The organism is Acinetobacter nematophilus (assembly GCF_026344175.1).
GTDB classification, from domain to species: domain Bacteria; phylum Pseudomonadota; class Gammaproteobacteria; order Pseudomonadales; family Moraxellaceae; genus Acinetobacter; species Acinetobacter nematophilus.
This window is the reverse complement of record NZ_JAPKMY010000002.1, coordinates 564682-583103: the sequence shown is the minus strand read 5'-3', so window position 1 is coordinate 583103 and position 18422 is coordinate 564682. Positions and strand designations below refer to the sequence as shown.

At 36.3% G+C, this 18422-nt stretch carries 14 protein-coding genes; 9 read left to right on the top strand and 5 right to left on the bottom strand.

Features of this window, described 5'->3' with window-relative positions:
- Positions 1-333: 333 nt before the first annotated feature.
- Positions 334-1791 carry an aspartate ammonia-lyase gene (gene aspA, locus OSH00_RS06460; protein WP_266129742.1) on the top strand — a complete coding sequence of 486 codons (1458 nt, stop codon included), beginning with the start codon at positions 334-336 and terminating at the stop codon, positions 1789-1791.
- Between the two features lie 134 nt (positions 1792-1925).
- On the top strand, positions 1926-2924 hold the full coding sequence (locus tag OSH00_RS06455; RefSeq protein WP_266129741.1) for a DUF4349 domain-containing protein: 999 nt from the start codon (positions 1926-1928) through the stop codon (positions 2922-2924).
- A gap of 52 nt (positions 2925-2976) precedes the next feature.
- Here the strand turns inward: OSH00_RS06455 and OSH00_RS06450 are convergent, their stop codons facing one another.
- Positions 2977-3678 carry an SIR2 family NAD-dependent protein deacylase gene (locus tag OSH00_RS06450; RefSeq protein WP_266129740.1) on the bottom strand — a complete coding sequence of 234 codons (702 nt, stop codon included), beginning with the start codon at positions 3676-3678 and terminating at the stop codon, positions 2977-2979.
- A 175-nt stretch (positions 3679-3853) separates the two neighbouring features.
- Here OSH00_RS06450 and OSH00_RS06445 point away from each other — a divergent pair, with 175 nt between their 5' ends.
- Together OSH00_RS06445 and OSH00_RS06440 are read left to right on the top strand one after the other, a co-directional pair.
- Positions 3854-5839 carry a DUF1266 domain-containing protein gene (locus tag OSH00_RS06445; RefSeq protein WP_266129739.1) on the top strand — a complete coding sequence of 662 codons (1986 nt, stop codon included), beginning with the start codon at positions 3854-3856 and terminating at the stop codon, positions 5837-5839.
- Positions 5836-7863 (top strand): DUF4034 domain-containing protein, encoded by a 2028-nt coding sequence (locus OSH00_RS06440; protein ID WP_266129738.1) that lies wholly within the window; start codon positions 5836-5838, stop codon positions 7861-7863. The genes OSH00_RS06445 and OSH00_RS06440 overlap by 4 nt, the downstream gene beginning before the upstream one ends.
- 112 nt (positions 7864-7975) lie before the next feature.
- Here OSH00_RS06440 and OSH00_RS06435 read toward each other — a convergent pair whose 3' ends face one another.
- Together OSH00_RS06435 and OSH00_RS06430 are read right to left on the bottom strand one after the other, a co-directional pair.
- A complete protein-coding gene (locus tag OSH00_RS06435; RefSeq protein ID WP_266129737.1) occupies positions 7976-8200 on the bottom strand; it encodes a hypothetical protein in 225 nt (74 codons plus the stop codon).
- A 204-nt stretch (positions 8201-8404) separates the two neighbouring features.
- A complete protein-coding gene (locus tag OSH00_RS06430; RefSeq protein ID WP_266129736.1) occupies positions 8405-9703 on the bottom strand; it encodes an MFS transporter in 1299 nt (432 codons plus the stop codon).
- 596 nt (positions 9704-10299) lie between these two features.
- On the opposite strand from OSH00_RS06430, the gene OSH00_RS06425 reads away from it, so the two are divergent.
- From OSH00_RS06425 to OSH00_RS06405, 5 genes are all read left to right on the top strand, one after another.
- A complete protein-coding gene (locus OSH00_RS06425; RefSeq protein WP_266129735.1) occupies positions 10300-13143 on the top strand; it encodes a type VI secretion system Vgr family protein in 2844 nt (947 codons plus the stop codon).
- A 2-nt stretch (positions 13144-13145) separates the two neighbouring features.
- On the top strand, positions 13146-14459 hold the full coding sequence (locus OSH00_RS06420; protein WP_266129734.1) for a LysM peptidoglycan-binding domain-containing protein: 1314 nt from the start codon (positions 13146-13148) through the stop codon (positions 14457-14459).
- Positions 14460-14467: 8 nt separating this feature from the next.
- Positions 14468-14947 (top strand): hypothetical protein, encoded by a 480-nt coding sequence (locus OSH00_RS06415; RefSeq protein ID WP_266129733.1) that lies wholly within the window; start codon positions 14468-14470, stop codon positions 14945-14947.
- 288 nt (positions 14948-15235) lie between these two features.
- Positions 15236-15571, top strand: coding sequence for a hypothetical protein (locus tag OSH00_RS06410; protein WP_266129732.1), 336 nt, complete (start codon positions 15236-15238; stop codon positions 15569-15571).
- 214 nt (positions 15572-15785) lie between these two features.
- Positions 15786-16238: a hypothetical protein gene (locus OSH00_RS06405; protein ID WP_266129731.1), complete on the top strand. Its 453-nt coding sequence runs from the start codon at positions 15786-15788 to the stop codon at positions 16236-16238.
- A 102-nt stretch (positions 16239-16340) separates the two neighbouring features.
- Here the strand turns inward: OSH00_RS06405 and benE are convergent, their stop codons facing one another.
- Positions 16341-17567, bottom strand: a complete 1227-nt coding sequence (gene benE, locus OSH00_RS06400; protein WP_266129730.1) for a benzoate/H(+) symporter BenE — start codon at positions 17565-17567, stop codon at positions 16341-16343.
- A gap of 59 nt (positions 17568-17626) precedes the next feature.
- The gene (benD, locus tag OSH00_RS06395; RefSeq protein WP_266129729.1) at positions 17627-18412 is read right to left on the bottom strand and encodes a benzoate diol dehydrogenase BenD; all 786 of its coding nucleotides are present in this window, start codon (positions 18410-18412) and stop codon (positions 17627-17629) included.
- Positions 18413-18422 lie beyond the last annotated feature (10 nt).

Sequence of the window (18422 nt, the reverse complement as noted above, 5' to 3'; positions counted from 1 at the left end):
CACATGAGTTTCACGAGCGGATTCTTTCACATAAATAAAAAATATCGCTGTAATTTTTATAAGGTGATTATGCAAGCTTTTTGTATCCAATTGTACATTTAGATACAAAAGTGGAAATCAGTAATTATAAAGTAAATTTAAATAAAACTCAGCGCAATTTCAGATTGAAAAAATATCAATGACCGTGGTTACATAAAGTTACATGAGCAATAATGTCTTTATACTATTTAAAAATTCCAGAGAGAAATGACATATTTTGCTACTACTAAACTTTTATAGAGCGAATATTATGGTAAATGCATAATTCGAATGCATAAATAACGAGAATATCCCATGGAAACAGTCCAACTTGCTGCAGAAATTACAAGAATAGAAAAAGATTTATTGGGAAGCAAAGAAGTACCTATAAATAGTTACTATGGCATCCATACTGTCAGAGCTCTAGAAAATTTTAATATTTCTAAACATACCATAGGTGAACAAAGCTTTTTTATACGTGCATTAGCTCAAGTTAAAAAAGCTTCAGCACAGACCAACTTTCAATTTAATAAAATATCTGAAGAGATGAGTCTAGCCATTCAACAAGCCTGTGATAAGTTGATTGAAAATCCTCAAGACTGGAAAGACTCATTTCCATCGGATGTTTACCAAGGCGGTGCTGGTACATCCATCAACATGAATACCAATGAAGTGATTGCAAATATTGCTTTAGAGTCGCTTGGCTATGCAAAAGGCCGGTACGATATTATTCATCCCAATGATCATGTCAATAAATCACAATCCACCAATGATGTTTATCCAACGGCATTACGTCTGGCAACATATTATTCTTTAGATCTGTTATTTGAAAAAATCAACAATTTGATCAGTTCACTCATTTTAAAATCATCAGAGTTTCAATTTGTACTGAAAATGGGACGAACTCAATTGCAAGATGCTGTACCAATGACACTGGGACAAGAATTTCATGCCTTTGCTACCCTATTAAAAGAAGATGTGCGTTTAATTCAAAAAACACGAGAACTTTTATTGGAAATTAATTTAGGTGCGACTGCAATCGGGACAGGTATAAATACACCCCATGGTTATGCAGCACAAGTCAATCATAATTTAACCGCTTTAACAGGTTTAAAGTTGATTGGCGCTGAAGATTATGTTGAAGCAACCAGTGATTGTGGTGTTTTTATCATTCTTTCCAGTGCATTGAAACGTTTGGCTGTCAAACTTTCTAAAATTTGTAATGATCTACGTTTATTGAGTTCTGGACCTCGTACAGGGTTATGGGAAATACGCTTGCCCGAATTACAGGCAGGTTCATCAATCATGCCTGCAAAAGTTAATCCTGTTATTCCAGAGGTGGTCAACCAAATTGCTTTCAAAGTGATCGGCAATGATTTAACGATTACTTTTGCTGCTGATGCAGGGCAATTACAGTTGAATGTGATGGAGCCTGTGATTGCACTCTCGATGAATGAATCCATTGAGTTATTGATTCATGGGATTCAAACTTTGGATGAGAAATGTATTCAGGGCATTATTGCCAATGAAAAAACATGCTATGACGCTGTAATGCGCAGTGTGGGCATCATTACTTTACTTGATCCAATTTTAGGGCATACAAAATGTGATGAAATCGGGAAACTGTGCATCGCTGAAAATAAAACCATTCAAGAGGTTGTATTGGAACAAGGTTTGTTAACACAACAACAGCTGGATGAAATTTTCTCATTTGAAAATATGATTTCTGAAATTGCGGTACAGTCTTATGATGAAATGGGGCATACAGGTTAAACCGGCATTAAATCAACAAAATAGATCAGTTCACAATACAGCATTTCGGTGCTGTATTTTTATGCATGGTAAAAAACAAAAAATATCTTTATAATCCCAAAAACTTAAAAATCATTAACTAAAGTCAATAATTTATGAATAATAAACATTTAATCCTCGTGCTTAGTCTCGTTCTAATTTCCGGATGTGCAAAAAAAGCGGAAGAAGCTGCTGAAAGTGCATCTGCACAAGATTCACAAGTGGTTGCGCAAGATGCTGCTCAAGCCGCGGATGCTGCTGAAAAAAGTAATGAACAAGCTACTGAAAATAGTATTGACACCACACCTGTGACTGAACAAAAACCTGAAACCATTTTAAGCACAGATGTCAGTCAAGCAGAAAAAGCGCGTCGTATGGTGCGAGAAGCACAAGTTAATTTTACTGCTAAGGATGTGGTGAAAACTGCTTTAGAAATCGATAAGCTTACTTTTCAGGCAGGTGGTTTTATTGAGCAGAAAAATATCAGCTTTGATGTGTTAGATACACAAACGCAAAAAATCGGTGATGGTAAAATTCGCGTTTTTGAAAAAGTTGATCCACATGCAGAAATTATTGTACGAGTGCCAAGTGATAAGGCTGCTGTGTATGTAAATCAATTGTTGCCTTTAATGTACTTTTTAAACCAACAACAGTATTCTGCAAAACGTTTTGAGTTAAAGCTATTAGAAGAAAAAATGGCACAAACTCAGACCGTACCTAGCGATACCAAACAATCCCAATTGAATGAAATTTCTCGTTTAACACAGCTTGAAGTGCAAGACCGTGTGCGTTTCAGTACCATCAGCATCAGTATTAAACAGCCCGCTATGGTTCGTGAAAGTTTGGATGTTGATGTAGATGCAGTAGCACGTTTAAATGGCGACGGTTTCTGGAAACGTGCTTGGGAAGGTATTCAATATGGTTGGCAATTTATTTTGGACTTATTGGTTATTCTAATAACCATTTGGCCACTGTATCTATTGCTATTTATTGGTCTGGTTATTTATCGATTGACGAAACCTTTGTTGAATAAGTTATTCAATGATTCACTTTCTGCTCAACCTTCAAAAAGTGGAAAAAAAGACCAAATTAAGTCAACAGATGAACACGAATAAGGCTGTGAAGCTTTTTAAATAAATGCCAAGCCAGTGTAATTACACTGGTTTTTTAATGCGTGGTAAGTTTTTCAAAAAGTTGCTGCATACCTTCAGTTGCGTTCATTTTTAGACACTCGTATTGTGCAGGTACACGCGCATGACTGGCCTGCGGGTCAATATAATATGCTTCACAACCCTGTGGAATTTCATGAATCAACCCTGCAACAGGGTATACGCTTAATGTTGAACCAATTACAATAAATATATCAGCATCTTGAACAGTATGGATTGCCTGTTCATAAACGGGTACTGCTTCTCCAAACCAGACTACGTGTGGGCGGAGTGGATAACCTTCAGGGCATTGATGCTTTTCTACATCCAACTCCCATCCAATAATGGGATAAAATTCGTTACTGTATTGCGCATGTGGTTTTGAGCTTTTGGCCAACCTGATATTGCCATGTAAATGGATGACATTTTGGCTCCCGGCACGTTCATGAAGGTCATCTATATTTTGAGTAATGACATCTACATCAAAGTATTCTTCAAGCTTAGCAATGATCCTATGTGCAAGATTGGGCTTCGCTTCAAGTATATTCCTGCGACGTTCATTATAGAAACGCTGAACCAACTCAGGATTACGTTGCCATGCTTCTGGAGTGGCAACTTCTTGAATATTGTAATTTTCCCATAATCCTCCACGATCACGGAAGGTATCAATACCACTTTCCGCGCTCATTCCAGCACCTGAGAAAATCACCATTTTTTTCATGATATAAGCATTTGAAAATTTTTAAGATATTAACATAAATGCAGTTAATTTTTAGGGAATTCTATTTTCTGGACAGTATTTTGTTATAGACTATTCACATTAAATATTCCGATATTTGGAATACTTTTATAAAAATCAGATTGTAATATAGTAGAAATACATTAAATGGAATAGCATGGAAACACGAGATATTGTCAATGCACCTGAACTTAAAAGAACAATAGTAGAACGTAGCCAACGCCGTAAAGATGACCCTGAAATTACCCAATGGTTAGAAAAAAAATTCTTTGAATATGTGATTAAGCATTTTAATCCAGTCTTTCATGTCAACTCAGTTGCTGCTTGGAAAATCTGCCAGTTACCTCAGCCGATTCCTGCATGGTTTTTGAAAAAACTTGAACAACAGCCAGATAGTCAGATGTTGTATATTGATTCTTTGCATGAACAGATTTTAGCGCTAGAGAAACCACTCTTAGAATTTTTTAACTCTAGACTCAAAACCAATCTAAAAGGTAAATTCATGAAAATGACTTATGACCAAGTCTTAGATGCTTGGCATAAAGATCATGAAGCGATGAAAAAGCGTTTAGAAAAGGGGCAATGGGACAGTTCTGAACACGCGATTACTGAGCTATTAACAGTAGATACGGGACGTTTTATTGAAATTACAGCAACAGGAATGTTACTGCGTAAAGAGATGGCTTTTGAGTCACGTTATATGCAGCACTGTCTGGGACAGTTCGCCAACCTGACTGAACTTAAAGATGGTTATGGTGAGCATTATGTAACCCAGAAAGAATATGGTCTATTGCGTTATTTTAGCCTAAGAGATGCTTCCAATAAGCCACATGTCACGATCAGTTTAGAGTGGGATGGAGATGCGTGGTGTATTGAGCAAATTAAGGGGAAACAGAACCAAGTTCCTGTTAAAAAATATGTTGATGATGTTTTATTGTTTTTAAATCATATTCAACCCAAAAATAACCACAATTCAGATTGTTCGAATCTTGGAATTATATACCGGCCTGAACTTTTAGACTCACAGCAAATTGACGGTTCAATTGAGCAACAAAAAAATGGCTTATTGCACAGTGAACAACTGCCATATTTTTACTTTTATGAATTAACTGATCCATTGGTTGTCGAAGGAATAGTGATGCAAAATCCAGATTTAATGGAACTTTGTACACAGCAAAGTCCAGTTTTACAATGGATGATGTTGGCAACAAATAAAGAGGAATATATTCAAAATCCACAAAATACTTTGATTCAACAAGTCATGCAATTTAATCAAACAGATTTTGATCAAAGAAAACTAAATATTTCACTTAAATTTGAAAAGAAGAAAACACTTCCGCTTATTTTACATTTGATCTTACTCCCTTTTTATCTCATTTTTTTAGTATTGGGTTTACTCAGCCAGATTCCTTGGATTGGCTGGATATTTAAAATTTTAATGTTTATGTTTGCAATTCCTGCAATGCCACTTTTAAAAAGCAGGGCAAATCAAAGAAAAAAATGGGCTTTGGCAACAGGTGATTTGATTTATGTACGCAATAAAATTTCTTGTGATGACATTGATACACTCATGCTGGATGATTTTAAAAATCACGAAGCAAAATATAGAACACATTTAGACCAACTTTTGAAATTGGAACAGAATAGCCAAATCGAACGTTTGCAAAAAATTGAATTCTTTTTAAAAGAGTATTTTTATGTTGGTGACTTATATGGTTGGTATGATTTAAATCAAGAAGCCAGACCCTATTACCGTGATGTTTTGGTCTATGCCCACATCCAAAAAATTATCATGATGCGTTTGTTGCATCAGTTTGAATATGTCGGAGAAGATGAAGCTTGGCAATATATCTTGGCTTCAGCCCAAATCATTCAAGAGTGTTGTACAAGTTGGCAGGAAATGGGGCAATACTATGCGCAAGGTCGAGAAATTGACTTGATCATACGCCATTCAGACTATAACAATTATGATAAATCAGCACGTTTTGAAATCCAGCAATATCTTGAAAAAAGCTTGTGTAATTGGAAATCTTTAGACTGGAATTTGACACTCCTGCCAGAACTTACCGACTTAAAAATACAGCCCATCGCACTTGATTCAACCCGGACATCCTCCAATTACAGTAGGGAAGCTTCATCATGATTAAAGCCGAGTATGTCCATGAAACTTTAAGAAAAGAGGGACAGTATCCCCTTGGTTTATTGGAAAATAAACAATATGAAGCCTTAGAGCAATATTTTACTGAACTCTGGAATAGCCGAACTGAGAAAAGTGCATTTGAATGGGAAAGTGAGTGGTTTGCTTATCCTTATCAGATGTTTTCTGAGATGTTTTTAAACCAAGGACCCCAGGCACTTCAGCACCTTCAAGAGTGGTCGAAAACATATCCTGAAAGTTTTTTTCCTTATGTGATCAAAGTGCGCTATTGGGCATTTTGGGCTTCAGAATATCGTGGGGGATCTTGGGCAAACCAAGTCTCAGAAGATATGTGGGATTGTGCTCGTGAAGCGCAAAAGCAAATTTATGTCACTGCAATGCAGGCAATCGTTTTTTCTCCAAACGCATGGACTGTTGTGATTCACTTACTGAATGCAGCAGCAAAACTGGATGAACCAAAGTGGTTTGATAAGTGGCTATTTAAACAGAAACAACCTCAAAATTTAAAACATGTCATTCAGCCCAAATTGCAGAAAATTGCAAAGTTAAGTGGATTATCAACAGATTTAGCTTTGACATTGCCTCAGCAGATTCCAGACATGCTGAAACCTTATCTGGATTTAAAAGCTGATTTGGATTTACCGCAAAATGAAGCAGCATTTTGGTTAAAAGTTTTTCTTGATCAGTCTCAGTATGGTCTTGTTGCTGCAATTGATTATTGTTGGTATTTATTGCCGCGTTGGGGTTATAACTATCAGGCAATTATTGAGTTTATACAATCTGATTGGTGTGATCATTTTACTGAAATAGAAAAAAATGAACTTCACTTTGTAATGTGGTATGACGCTGTAGAGGACAGCTACTCAGATGATCAAACTGGGGAGATCAAAAAACATATTCAAATCGCGTTGGATTTATTAAAACGTCCTTTGAGTGAAAAAAATCGCGCTAAAATCTATCTGCGTTTGGCCTATTTTTATACCTTGTTGAATGAGTCTGATGCAAAAATTCTAGATTGTTATTTACACACGATTGGGCATGATGTATTTGATGAATATGATTTGCAACGTGCTATTTATTATTGGTTTAAATATGCAAAAGATCATGATTTTTTAGGTCATATTGCGATTTCAAACCGAAAAACATTAGCCAGTGCTGCGGTTCTCTATGGATTACTTACTCAACATGGTTGGTCTGGTGTAGAAAAAAATCCATTGGTCGCTCAGTCTTGGTTTGAGTTTGCCAAAAGTTTAGAAAAGCCGAAAGCCTTTCCTGAAGGTGAATACTGTTGCTTCTATCGTGTCTATAAAAGTTTTGATGAACTGGAAAGCTATCCAGATGTGATTGATATGCTGCATGCCGCATCAGAGCTCGGTTATGTCAATCCTAGCTTCACTTGTGGATATATTCATTCAAGAGAAGACTCAAGTTTATATGATGTAGATATAGCAAAAAAATATTCAAATAAGGCCGCTGAACAAGGGCATTATATTGCCATGTACAATATGGGGGTAAATTACCTCAATCGGGGTATTAAAGATGATGAAAGCAATCCCTTTCCGTTATTACAGCAAAGTTTAAACTATTTTGAACAGGCAAGAATTGGGCTTGAAAAATCACGCACGGAGGGGACTTATGAATATCAAGAACTTGAAGATGACATCATAGACCTATATGCGGATCGCCTATATCACTACAGTTATTATCCAGAACTTGGAGATATTATTCTTCCTCAATTGATTTCACATGGCTGGAATCGACATATTAAGGCAATGAGTGCTTTAGCAAGGCTTTATGCAGATCAAGCCAATCGTCCGCACTACTTTGACTATACGACCGCAGTAAAATGGTGTGAAGCGGCTCGCATACAAGAACCTGAAAATGATGATGTGCTGAATGCAATTGCGGTGGTTGAAACAGATTCGATGAAAAAGATTTTAAAATATCAATTCACTGTCGACAAAATCCCTGTTGAAGATATGCCGGGACGACAAGACGTATTGTTTTAATTAACAGTTTATGGTCAAAGTGTTGTATGAAATTTTTCATCAACACTTTGATTTATTTTAAATAAAGAAATATTCAAGATGCGTTTATATCATTGCAAAGTGTGGAGGACGATTATTCGAATAATTTAATGAATTTGATAAAGTAAAATGATTCATCATGACTAGGACCTGCCACCTGTCCTGCATTTTTTTCAAATTTGATCTCTGCCTGAACTTTTTTATCGATATATTGCTTTTTTAATGTTTGTCCATCTATTTCTTCATCTGGATCGAACCATTTTCCACATTTCTGATTGCAATAGGCATGGATCGTCTTGCCCTGCATATTTTTCAACATCAATGAAAGGTCATCTGCGCCACCACCATCCACCAAAAGATAGTTTTGTTTCTGGCATAGGCACTCAAGCTCATCATTAGAAAGGCGGGTATAAGCAACAGTCTTTTTATTATGTGCTCAAAATATTCTATAGTCTTATGATTTATTGGTTTTTTACAGAAAATTTAAGGTCTGTATCAACAGACCTTAAATCATTGCAGGGTATTAATGGTCGTGGTGTAAATATTTGGGTTGTTTGGGCAACTGCATGCTACAGAATAAACAAATAACTAGCATGACAATGACATAAATGAAGAATGTATTTTCATGCCCTAAATCTTTCAGTTTTAATGCAACCGCCGGAGCTGATCCGCCAAAAATAGCATTACCAACGGCATAGGCAAAACCTACACCAAGTGCACGGATATGCGGTGGAAACATTTCGGCTTTTACCAACCCACTAATCGAGGTGTAAAAACTCAGCAACATCATAAGGAAGACCAGTAGCAAAGTTACAATAACAGCTGAACCACTGAAATAAGGCATTGCAATCACCATCACTGGATAGATAAAAATACCACAGGTGATACTGAATAGCATCATGGATGAGCGTCTGCCAATGCGGTCTGCCAGCATGCCAAACAAGGGTTGAGCACACATAAAGATAAACAGTGCAATGGTCATCATGTAACCTACTGTTTTATCAGAAAATCCTAAACTGGTAATATAGGTTTTGGAATATACCGTGATGATATAAAAACATAGAGAACCCGCAGAGGTATAACCCACCACCAGTAAAAAGGTGCTCCAATTTTTAGTCAGCAACTCTTTTAAACTACCTGAGCCTTCTTTACGCCCATCATCTTCAGACAAAGTCTCTTTGAGATGGCGACGTGCAAAAAAGGACAGAATCGCAACCACACCACCAATGATAAATGGAATGCGCCATCCACCATCCATGAGCTGTTCTTTTGACATCAGTGCCAACATGATCACCCCAAGTAAACTCGCCAAGAGCTGTCCGCCCGATAGTGTCACGTACTGGAACGATGAGTAAAAACCACGTTGACCTTTTAAAGCAACCTCACTCATGTAGGTGGCTACGGTGCCATATTCACCACCTACTGAAAGCCCTTGTAATAACCTGACAGCTAACAATAAAAACGGCGCAGCCATACCGACTTGTTCATAGGTTGGAAGTGCTGCAAATAAAAATGAGCTGACTGCCATTAAACTAATGGAAATGATCATTGACTTTTTACGTCCAAAAGTATCTCCAATCCAACCAAACAGCCAACTGCCAATCGGGCGCATAAAAAAACTGGCAGCAAAAACTCCCCATACATAAATCGCTTTGGTGGAGTCATTCATATCAGGAGCAGTCAATGCGTGGGTAAAATAAGTGGCAAAAGCGGCATATATATAAAAGTCAAACCATTCTACTAAGTTACCAGATGCAGCGCCGACAATTGCCATAACACGATTACGTTTTTCATGAGGCGCATAGGTATGTGTTTCAGTCATAAAACATCCTTATTCTAGTGCTGCAATAATTTATGTTTAAAAATGAGAAAATTAGGCTTTTAACTTCCAAATTCTGTGAATGATTTTAGATTTAAATCATGAACGAAATGCGTCATTGGAACAAAAAATACACAGCTTACTACATGCCTATCTATAAATTAATGCATGAATACTGTTGTTTTTATTTGCATAATATGAGAATTTATAGATTAATAGCATGCTATAAAATAAATATACAATATTACTAACCAGACATGTTTAGTGTACTTACAAGTTTTATAATTTTTAAATTTCCTTTGTTAAAAACATATTTAAACTGATCGGATAAAATGAGAATTTTAATGGGAATGGTGAATTGAGTTTTTATTTATCAGGTTTATATAAAAATAACTATAAATTATATAATAACTCAGAGAATTGATAGGCAATCATACAATAAATTGAATTTCATAATATGTCCTGCAATTTATAAAATACTGTGAAAACTATCAATAAATCAATGATTTGGTATTCATGTGAAAAATACTTTATGGTAGACAAATCATGATATTTTATTATATGGTGATGGTGAATTTAGAAAAAATACACAATAGATCATGTTTAATAATATTAATTTTGTTTTGGAAAAAATGGGACTTTCTGCTCAAAAACGGGCTTTACATATTCAATTTAGCAATCCCAATTTGGCTGCCCATGTATTTTTGCAACATATCGATGGGACACATACCATCAATGATGGCTTGAATTTACAACTTATTTGTTTATCTACACGAAACAACATCGCCTTAAAAAGCTTTATTGGGTGTCGTGTAGCCGTTGATATGGTCAATGATCGCTCTGAGCTGCATCGTATTTCAGGAATTGTGACTAAAGCTGAGCTGGGTTCCTCGGATGGTGCGTTGACAATTTATCGCCTTTCTGTAGAAGACCCAACTGCGCTTTGGAAGTATCGAAGAAACTCGCGAGTATTTATGAATATGTCTGCTTTACAGGCAGTAGAAGTCATATTTAATGAATGGCGAGAAAGATCTCCACTGTTTGCTTCAAGTTTGACTTTGGATAAAAGTGGTCTAACCAAAGACTATGATATTCGACCATTCATTATGCAGAATAATGAACGAGATATAGATCTTATTCAAAGACTTCTAGCATCGGAAGGCGTGACGACTTTAATTGATGAGACACAGCTTAAAGTGTCTTATTTTAATGAACAAATCCAACCTCAAAAGCTTCGTTTAATTGATGACAATACTCAATATAAAAGTTTAGAACGTCGCATTATCCGTTTTCATCGAAGTTCGGCTGTCGAACAGCAAGACACCATCACAGCATTGACAGGTTTACGTTCACTTCAACCGACGTCTGTACATATTCAACGATGGCAAGCTGATATATTAGACATAGAAGAAGGCGCAGGCAATGTTTTAAGTAAGCATCAGCAGAGTGAAAACTATGACAATGCCAGTTTAGGTTTAGAACAGGTATGGCAGTTTAGCCCTGCATGGGTCCAAGACCTAAATGGAGAAGATGGTGTAACCCCATCAGGCAACATTCAAGTAGAACGTTTTAACCAAAACCTCAGCGATTACTATGACGCTCAAGCCAAACAATTTACAGCTGTTTCGACAGTAAGAGATGCACAGGTCGGCTATTACTTCGAACTTCACCAACATCCCACACTGGATCAAAAAGATATTGCTGATCGGCAGTTCTTGATCATCTCCAAGACCTTCTATAACCAAAATAATTTACCGAAAGATTTGTCTCATCAAGTTGAAATGTTATTGAAACAAAGCCAATGGCGACTCACGCATATCACCACAAACAACAGCGAACAACGCCATGCGAATCAACTCATCCTACAACGACGCAATATAGCCGTTGTCCCTGAATACAATCCGCTGAAACATCGACCCACTACATATCCAATGCGAGCGAGAGTAGTCGGACCGAGTGGGGAGGAAATATATGTCAATGAACGAGGTCAGATCAAGGTAAATTTCTTGTTTACCCGTCACGAAGACCACCAACATGATGGTGGCGCAGGCGCGAACAATAATGATACTGACTCGGCTTGGGTGGATGTACTGACGCCATGGGCAGGAGAAGGCTATGGAGTACGATTCTTACCGAGGATCGGAGAGATCGTCATGATCTCGTTCAGTGATGGTGACATTGATAGACCATTTGTAGTGGGACGAATTCATGAAGGGTATCGCTATCCGACCAAGTTTGATGACCAAGGCAAGTTGCCAGATACCAAAAAATTAGCAGGGATTAAAACTAAGGAATATCAGGGTGGTGGATATAACCAACTGCGTTTTGACGATACCACCAACCAGATCAGTACTCAGTTACACAGCAGTCATGCGACAAGCCAATTGAATCTAGGGAATTTAAGCCATCCAAAAGAAACCGAGACCAGCGAAGGGAGAGGTGAAGGCTTTGAGTTAAGAACGGATCAATGGGGTGCAGTACGTGCCGGGAGAGGCTTATTACTGTCGACCTATCAACAAGAACATGCCAAAGGCGATCATCTTGACGCAGCGCCTGCCAAGAAACAACTTGAAGGCAGTCAAATCAAAAGTAAAGCACTCAGTGATATCGCCAAGAACCAAAAAACCGATGAGATAGAATCAGTTGATCAACTTAAAGTATTTGCTCAACAGCTCCAACAACAAATTGCCAAATTTAATCAGGCTGTGCTTTTACTCAGTTCCCAGGATGGGATTGCTTTAAGCACGCCTGACAATATCCATTTATCTGCGGATGCCCAAATCAATCAAATTGCTGGTGACAGCATTAACTTTAGTGCGCAAAAGAACTGGATTGTGCATGCAAAAAATAAAATAAGTTTATTTTCTGTGATGAATGGCATCAACCTTATTGCAGCACAGGGAAAATTTAATATTCACGCGCAGGCAAATGCTTTAGAACTATTTGCCAAACTGGGGATCACGATATCTTCGACAGAAGACCGTGTTGAAATCAATAGTTCGAAAGAAGTTCAGATTACAGGCAAATCTTCAAGGATTACCTTGAACGGTTCTGGCATTTTATGCGAAACAGATCGAATGTTTGAAGTAAAGTCTGGACAACAAAAGTTTCAGAGCGGGACTAAAGTTAAAACCGAAATTCCATTACTTCCAATTATGAATAATATTAAATCTTTTACGAATAAATGGGATTTTTATAACTTATTTTATGAAAATAATTTTTCAGAAGTTAAATATAAGTTAATCAATACCAAAAATAGCACCTACATTTCAGGAACTTTAGATGCACATGGTCGAACTCAACATGTAAATACAGATGAAAATCAAGACTATGAAATTCTTATAGGTACAGATGAGGCATGGACTGTATCTATTGATGATGGCAATGAAAATGATGATTTTGAGTATCACTGTAACTGTGATTCACATGAGCAAGAGATATAATTATGGATTGTTTAGCAAATATTCGGTTTTTAGATGCCTTAGATCAACCTATTAATGGTTTAGTTCATCAACTTTGGGTGGGCACATTGCTTATATCAGACTTTGTCACTACTACAAACGGTGAATCAGTGTGGATCAAACGTCCAATAGGTACAATCATAGATATTCGAGTAAGAAATATAACTTCAGGAAAATATGAGTCAAAAGTAAAAATACAGTTAATTGGAGAAAAAACTACTTTTATTATACGTAGCCCAAAAGTACTGTTGAAAGGTTTAAATCTTTCTGCAAAAGATGTCGCTACTGGGGCGTATATAAGATCAACATATGTCGTTGCAGAGGGGGATTATTTATCTCGAATAGCAGTGGATAATAATACCACAACAGCTGAATTAATCAGGATGAACAGTCTAAAAAGTGATACTGATATTCATCCCGGGCAAGTATTAAAGCTTCCCGTTAAACAAACAAATCTAACGTTTTCTCCAGAAAATAAACCAAAACCACAAGAAGCAAAGCCAAGTCAGCAAGAAAAAACGAAGATTATTGTTGTTCAGCAAACTGATACTTTAGCTTTGATCGCCAAACTCACAGGAAATACAGTTGATGAAATTAAAAGACTAAGTGGTCTAAGTCGTGATCAATTGAGTCCTAATCAAAAGTTAAGAGTTTATGACCGTCAAGTAAAATCAGCTACAATGAAGAAAACAGAGGAGAAAAAGCCTGTAACTCCAAAAGTAAAACAAGACGCGTCAAAAAATAAGGAGTCAACGCCTGTGGCGACAGTGGAGTCGCCTGAGTCCGTTAATGCAAATGGTTTGTTGCCTGAAGCATGTGGTGGAGAAAAGCATTACAAAAGGGCATTAGCTCGAATTGCTGAACTTCATCCAGTATATCAGCCATATGTAGTGAAATTAATCAATACAGGCTATCAACAATTAGCTATATGTTGGACAATCACAGATGGATATAGAAGCCCGTCTGCACAAGATGCGCTACCAAGTGCAAATACAAATGCAAAAGCTTTACAAAGCTATCATCAATATGGCTTAGCTATAGATATTTGGTCGGTAAGAGATGGCGAAATAGTTGCATATAATAAAAAAATTGGAAGTAACGCTGAAAAGATTTCAAGCATTGATCATAACGCTTTAGGACCTATTGGAGAATCTTTAGGTTTAGTCTGGGGTGGTCGATGGAAAAGTAAAATAGATCGTCCGCATTTTCAATTAATTCCAAATGGGAAAACATGGAGAGTTTTGAAACCTCAACTTTTAAAAATTGGCGTAAAAAACTATAAGGAACTAACTTTTTAGGTATCATTATGAAAAAAAAATACATGTTTTCTATTTGTTTGCTGGCAATTTTAGCAGGTTCTAATAGTACAAATCTATTTTCGAAAAATTTAACAGGACAGGATTTAAAGTATAAATATAAAAACATTGAGAGTTTTATTTATAGTTTTGAGAACGAAGAATTAGATGGAGCAATAACAGAAACATATGTAAATGTTTATAAAATTAATAATAAAAAATGTGTAATTTTAGGTAGAACTTATGGGGATTCAGGTTATGGAGGGAGTGAAGATTTAATTTTATTTAAAAACAAGGAATTGCTATCAGCTACTTTGAGACCATTTATAATATCAAATATTAAAGATAATAATGTAAAGACTAATGACCCGAAGCGAGTTAATTATGAAGAACCTTTTCCAAATAAAGACGTTAAATCTATACTTGAGAAAAAATTTCAAGGATATTTAAAGAAAATGGATGAAGTTACTTTAAGAAAGTGTTCTAATTAATTAAAAATTTTTCCGTTGACATATTCCCATTTTGGAAGATGTTAAATTACAATTAGAATTACATCCTAATGGTAAAACATGGCGTGATTTAAAACCGCAACTTTTACAACTTGGTGTAAGCAATTATAAAAAACTAAAATTTTAAAATTAGGAATACATATGAGGATTTTTTTTATACTAATATCTATAACATTATTATCTACTGGTTGTCTTGTTAAAAATAATTTTCTCCATAAATATGTAAGTAGTGAAATTGATAGTAGATTTAAAAAATTACAGGAATTTACTATGGAATATGAATTGGAAAATGGCGGCCCTGTCTTTGATAGTGATGTAAGTATCTATAAAATAAATAAAAAACAATGTGTTCTTGTTTCAAAAATTGATGGTGATTCTGGAGTATATGGTACAGAAACCATTTTATATTTTTATAACTCAGAAGTTTTATATGGATACTATGTGAATTACAACTATAGATTTTTAAATGGTGAGGGTTCTATTAAGTTAAATGAGGTAAATTATGAAAACCCTGAAATTGGAAACTCACTGATTGAGTTGGAAAAAGAATTTAGTAAGTATATAAATGATATTGGTAAAAATACTTTAAGTGAGTGTTCTAATTAATATAATTCTTTTATAAATAATTTTTACTCAACTCTAAATCATTAATACCTATTAATTAAGTCTTAAGCTAAGTGGTTTTTTATCTATTTTATTATGATTCTAAGAATTTGCATAGTCATAGTGTTTTTTATAACTACAAATGTCAAAGCAAAAGAGAATTTACTTACTGGTGAAGAAATTAGTAAAAGTAATATATTTTAGTGGAGGGTGTTTGATGAGATTTTTAATTGCAACTATTTTTATATTTAGCGTTTGTAATGTACAAGCAAAAACTGATATTAAATATACTGGTTACGAGATTGGTAATAGATATAAAATGTTACAAAGTTTTATTGCTGACTATGAGATTGAAAATGGAGGTCCTATATTAGATAATAAAGTAACTATTTATAAAGTTAACAAGAATCAATGTGTGATTGTTTCAAGGATTGATGGCGATTCTGGTGGGTATGGGAGTGAGGATATTTTATACTTTAATGGTTCTAAGTTTTTATCAGGATATAGTCTAAATTATAGTTACATATTCTTAAATGAGGAGGGTGTAAAAAAATCAGATAAGCCAAATTATATGGAATTTATTGATGATAATGATAATTTGAAAATTTTAAAAAATGATTTTATTAAATATTTTAGATTATTTAATAAAGTTACTTTAAATAAGTGTTAAATTATTATATTGGATTTAAACTAATGTTCTGCTGTTGGAAAAATATAATAAAACCCCATTTAATCAATGAGGTTTTATAACAAGGATAAATGAGTTTTTACTTTACTGACTCGGTGTAGAGTCGTGAACTGGCGTTGGATTCTGAACTTTTGACTGCTTTGGGGTTAATAACAAATGACTGATCATTCCAATACAAATACCCCAAAAAACCGAACTAAACCCTAAAAAGTGCATTCCAGAAACCGTGGCAAGAAATGTAATTAAGGCGGCATCTCGCTGAGAATCATCTTTCATAGCAACACTCATATTGGTTGCAATTGCCCCTAACAATGCCAAACCCGCAAGTGCTGCAATCAGTTCTTTAGGTAAAATACTAAAGAGCATGACGAGGCTACCTGCAAATAAACCGCCCAGAATATAAAAAATACCATTGGCGATACCTGCAATATAGCGTTTTTCTTTACGCTCATGAGCATCTTTACCTGTGCACAGTGCGGCAGTAATTGCAGCAAGTACAATGGTGATTCCTCCTGTAAACGCAACTGCAATCGAGGTGATACTTGCGACAGTTAAAATAGGTTTGGCAGGAGTTTGATAACCACTGAGTTTTAAAATAGCCATACCAGGTAAAAATTGCCCGGTTAAGCTGACAATGGTGAGTGGAATCGCAAGGTTTAGTGTAGAAGACCATGTCCATTCAGGGTAAATCATATGTGGAATCGCAAGAGCAAAATCCATTGCAACAGGTTGGATTTGCCCTAGACTGAAACTCAGTACGACACCTGCAATCAGTACCCAGATAATGGCATAACGGGGAGAAAACCGTTTTGCCAATAAAAAACAGATCAGCATACCAAAGACAAGGTAAGGCATGTGATCCGTGGCTTTAAAAAGTCCCAGACCAAACTGAAAAAGAATGCCAGCCATCATACCGGCAGCCAGTCCTTGAGGAATCCATTTTAAAAGTTTATCAAATGACCCAGTGATACCAATTATAAAAATAATCACTGCTGATGTGATATAAGCAGCGACGACTTCATTTAAAGAAATATGTGGGAACAATGCCACAAGCAATGCTGTTCCGGGCGCAGACCATGCTGTAATAATTGGGGTTTTAAACTTGATGGATAAAATAATACCCGCAATTGCTGCGCCAATCGAACTACCCCAAATCCATGATGCCATCATGGAAGAAGAAACGTTGGCTTGTTGAGCAGCTTGAAAAAAGATAATCATGGGCCCCGCATAAGAGATCAGTACAGCTAAGAACCCAGCGACTGTTGCGGAAATAGACCAATCTTGCTTAAGTGTTTTTAACAGGGTTGCCATTGGGCAAAGCCTCCATGCGATGAATTCAATGTTCCTGTTGCATAAAATGGGCGATCAGTTTATCCCTGATCACCACCACCGACAGGAACAATCGTACCTGTCATATATGAAGATTCATCTGATGCCAAAAATAAAATGGCATTGACCTGTTCTTGGATCGTGCCATAACGTCCCATAAAAGTACGATCTATGGTTTGATCAACAACATCCTGCATCCATTGTTGTTCATTTTCAGTCAATGCTGTGCTATTGCGTGGTACTTTACGTGGTGGCGCTTCTGTTCCCCCTGTCGCCACAGCATTGACGCGTATTCCATCTTTTGCATGTTCAAAGGCGAGTCCAGTCGTTAAACCATTGACGCCACCTTTGGATGCAGAATAGGGTACACGGTGAATACCACAAGTTGCGATCGAAGAAACATTGACGATCGTGCCTTGTTGGTTTTTAATCATCTCAGGTAAAACTGCACGACAACACCATAACGTCGGGAACAATGAACGATTCACTTCTTTGATAATTTCCGCTTCAGAAAATTCCTGAAATGGTTTCATCCAGATCGCGCCACCGACATTATTGACCAAAATATCGACTCGCCCGTAGCATGTAATCGCTTTGCTGACGACGGATTCAGCACCTACAAAAGTTTCTAAATCTGCATGAATGGTGACGCCTTTACCACCAAGCTGTATGATTTCAAGCAAGACCTCGTCTACATATGCAGAACGATCTGCCATGACTACTTGCGCACCTTCGACAGCCATTTGTAAGGCAACGCCACGGCCAATACCTTGAGCGGCACCTGTAACAATCACCACTTTATTTTCAAATCTTTGTCTGTTTAACATGTTCTCAGCT

Coding starts and splice junctions, on each gene's coding strand:
- OSH00_RS06435 (WP_266129737.1), bottom strand. CDS start 8,200: ATGTTGAAAAATATGCAGGGCAAGACGATCCATGCCTATTGCAATCAG.
- OSH00_RS06415 (WP_266129733.1), top strand. CDS start 14,468: ATGAAAAAAAAATACATGTTTTCTATTTGTTTGCTGGCAATTTTAGCA.
- OSH00_RS06450 (WP_266129740.1), bottom strand. CDS start 3,678: ATGAAAAAAATGGTGATTTTCTCAGGTGCTGGAATGAGCGCGGAAAGT.
- OSH00_RS06410 (WP_266129732.1), top strand. CDS start 15,236: ATGGAATATGAATTGGAAAATGGCGGCCCTGTCTTTGATAGTGATGTA.
- OSH00_RS06405 (WP_266129731.1), top strand. CDS start 15,786: ATGAGATTTTTAATTGCAACTATTTTTATATTTAGCGTTTGTAATGTA.
- OSH00_RS06440 (WP_266129738.1), top strand. CDS start 5,836: ATGATTAAAGCCGAGTATGTCCATGAAACTTTAAGAAAAGAGGGACAG.
- OSH00_RS06445 (WP_266129739.1), top strand. CDS start 3,854: ATGGAAACACGAGATATTGTCAATGCACCTGAACTTAAAAGAACAATA.
- OSH00_RS06420 (WP_266129734.1), top strand. CDS start 13,146: ATGGATTGTTTAGCAAATATTCGGTTTTTAGATGCCTTAGATCAACCT.
- OSH00_RS06430 (WP_266129736.1), bottom strand. CDS start 9,703: ATGACTGAAACACATACCTATGCGCCTCATGAAAAACGTAATCGTGTT.
- OSH00_RS06455 (WP_266129741.1), top strand. CDS start 1,926: ATGAATAATAAACATTTAATCCTCGTGCTTAGTCTCGTTCTAATTTCC.
- benD (WP_266129729.1), bottom strand. CDS start 18,412: ATGTTAAACAGACAAAGATTTGAAAATAAAGTGGTGATTGTTACAGGT.
- aspA (WP_266129742.1), top strand. CDS start 334: ATGGAAACAGTCCAACTTGCTGCAGAAATTACAAGAATAGAAAAAGAT.
- OSH00_RS06425 (WP_266129735.1), top strand. CDS start 10,300: ATGTTTAATAATATTAATTTTGTTTTGGAAAAAATGGGACTTTCTGCT.
- benE (WP_266129730.1), bottom strand. CDS start 17,567: ATGGCAACCCTGTTAAAAACACTTAAGCAAGATTGGTCTATTTCCGCA.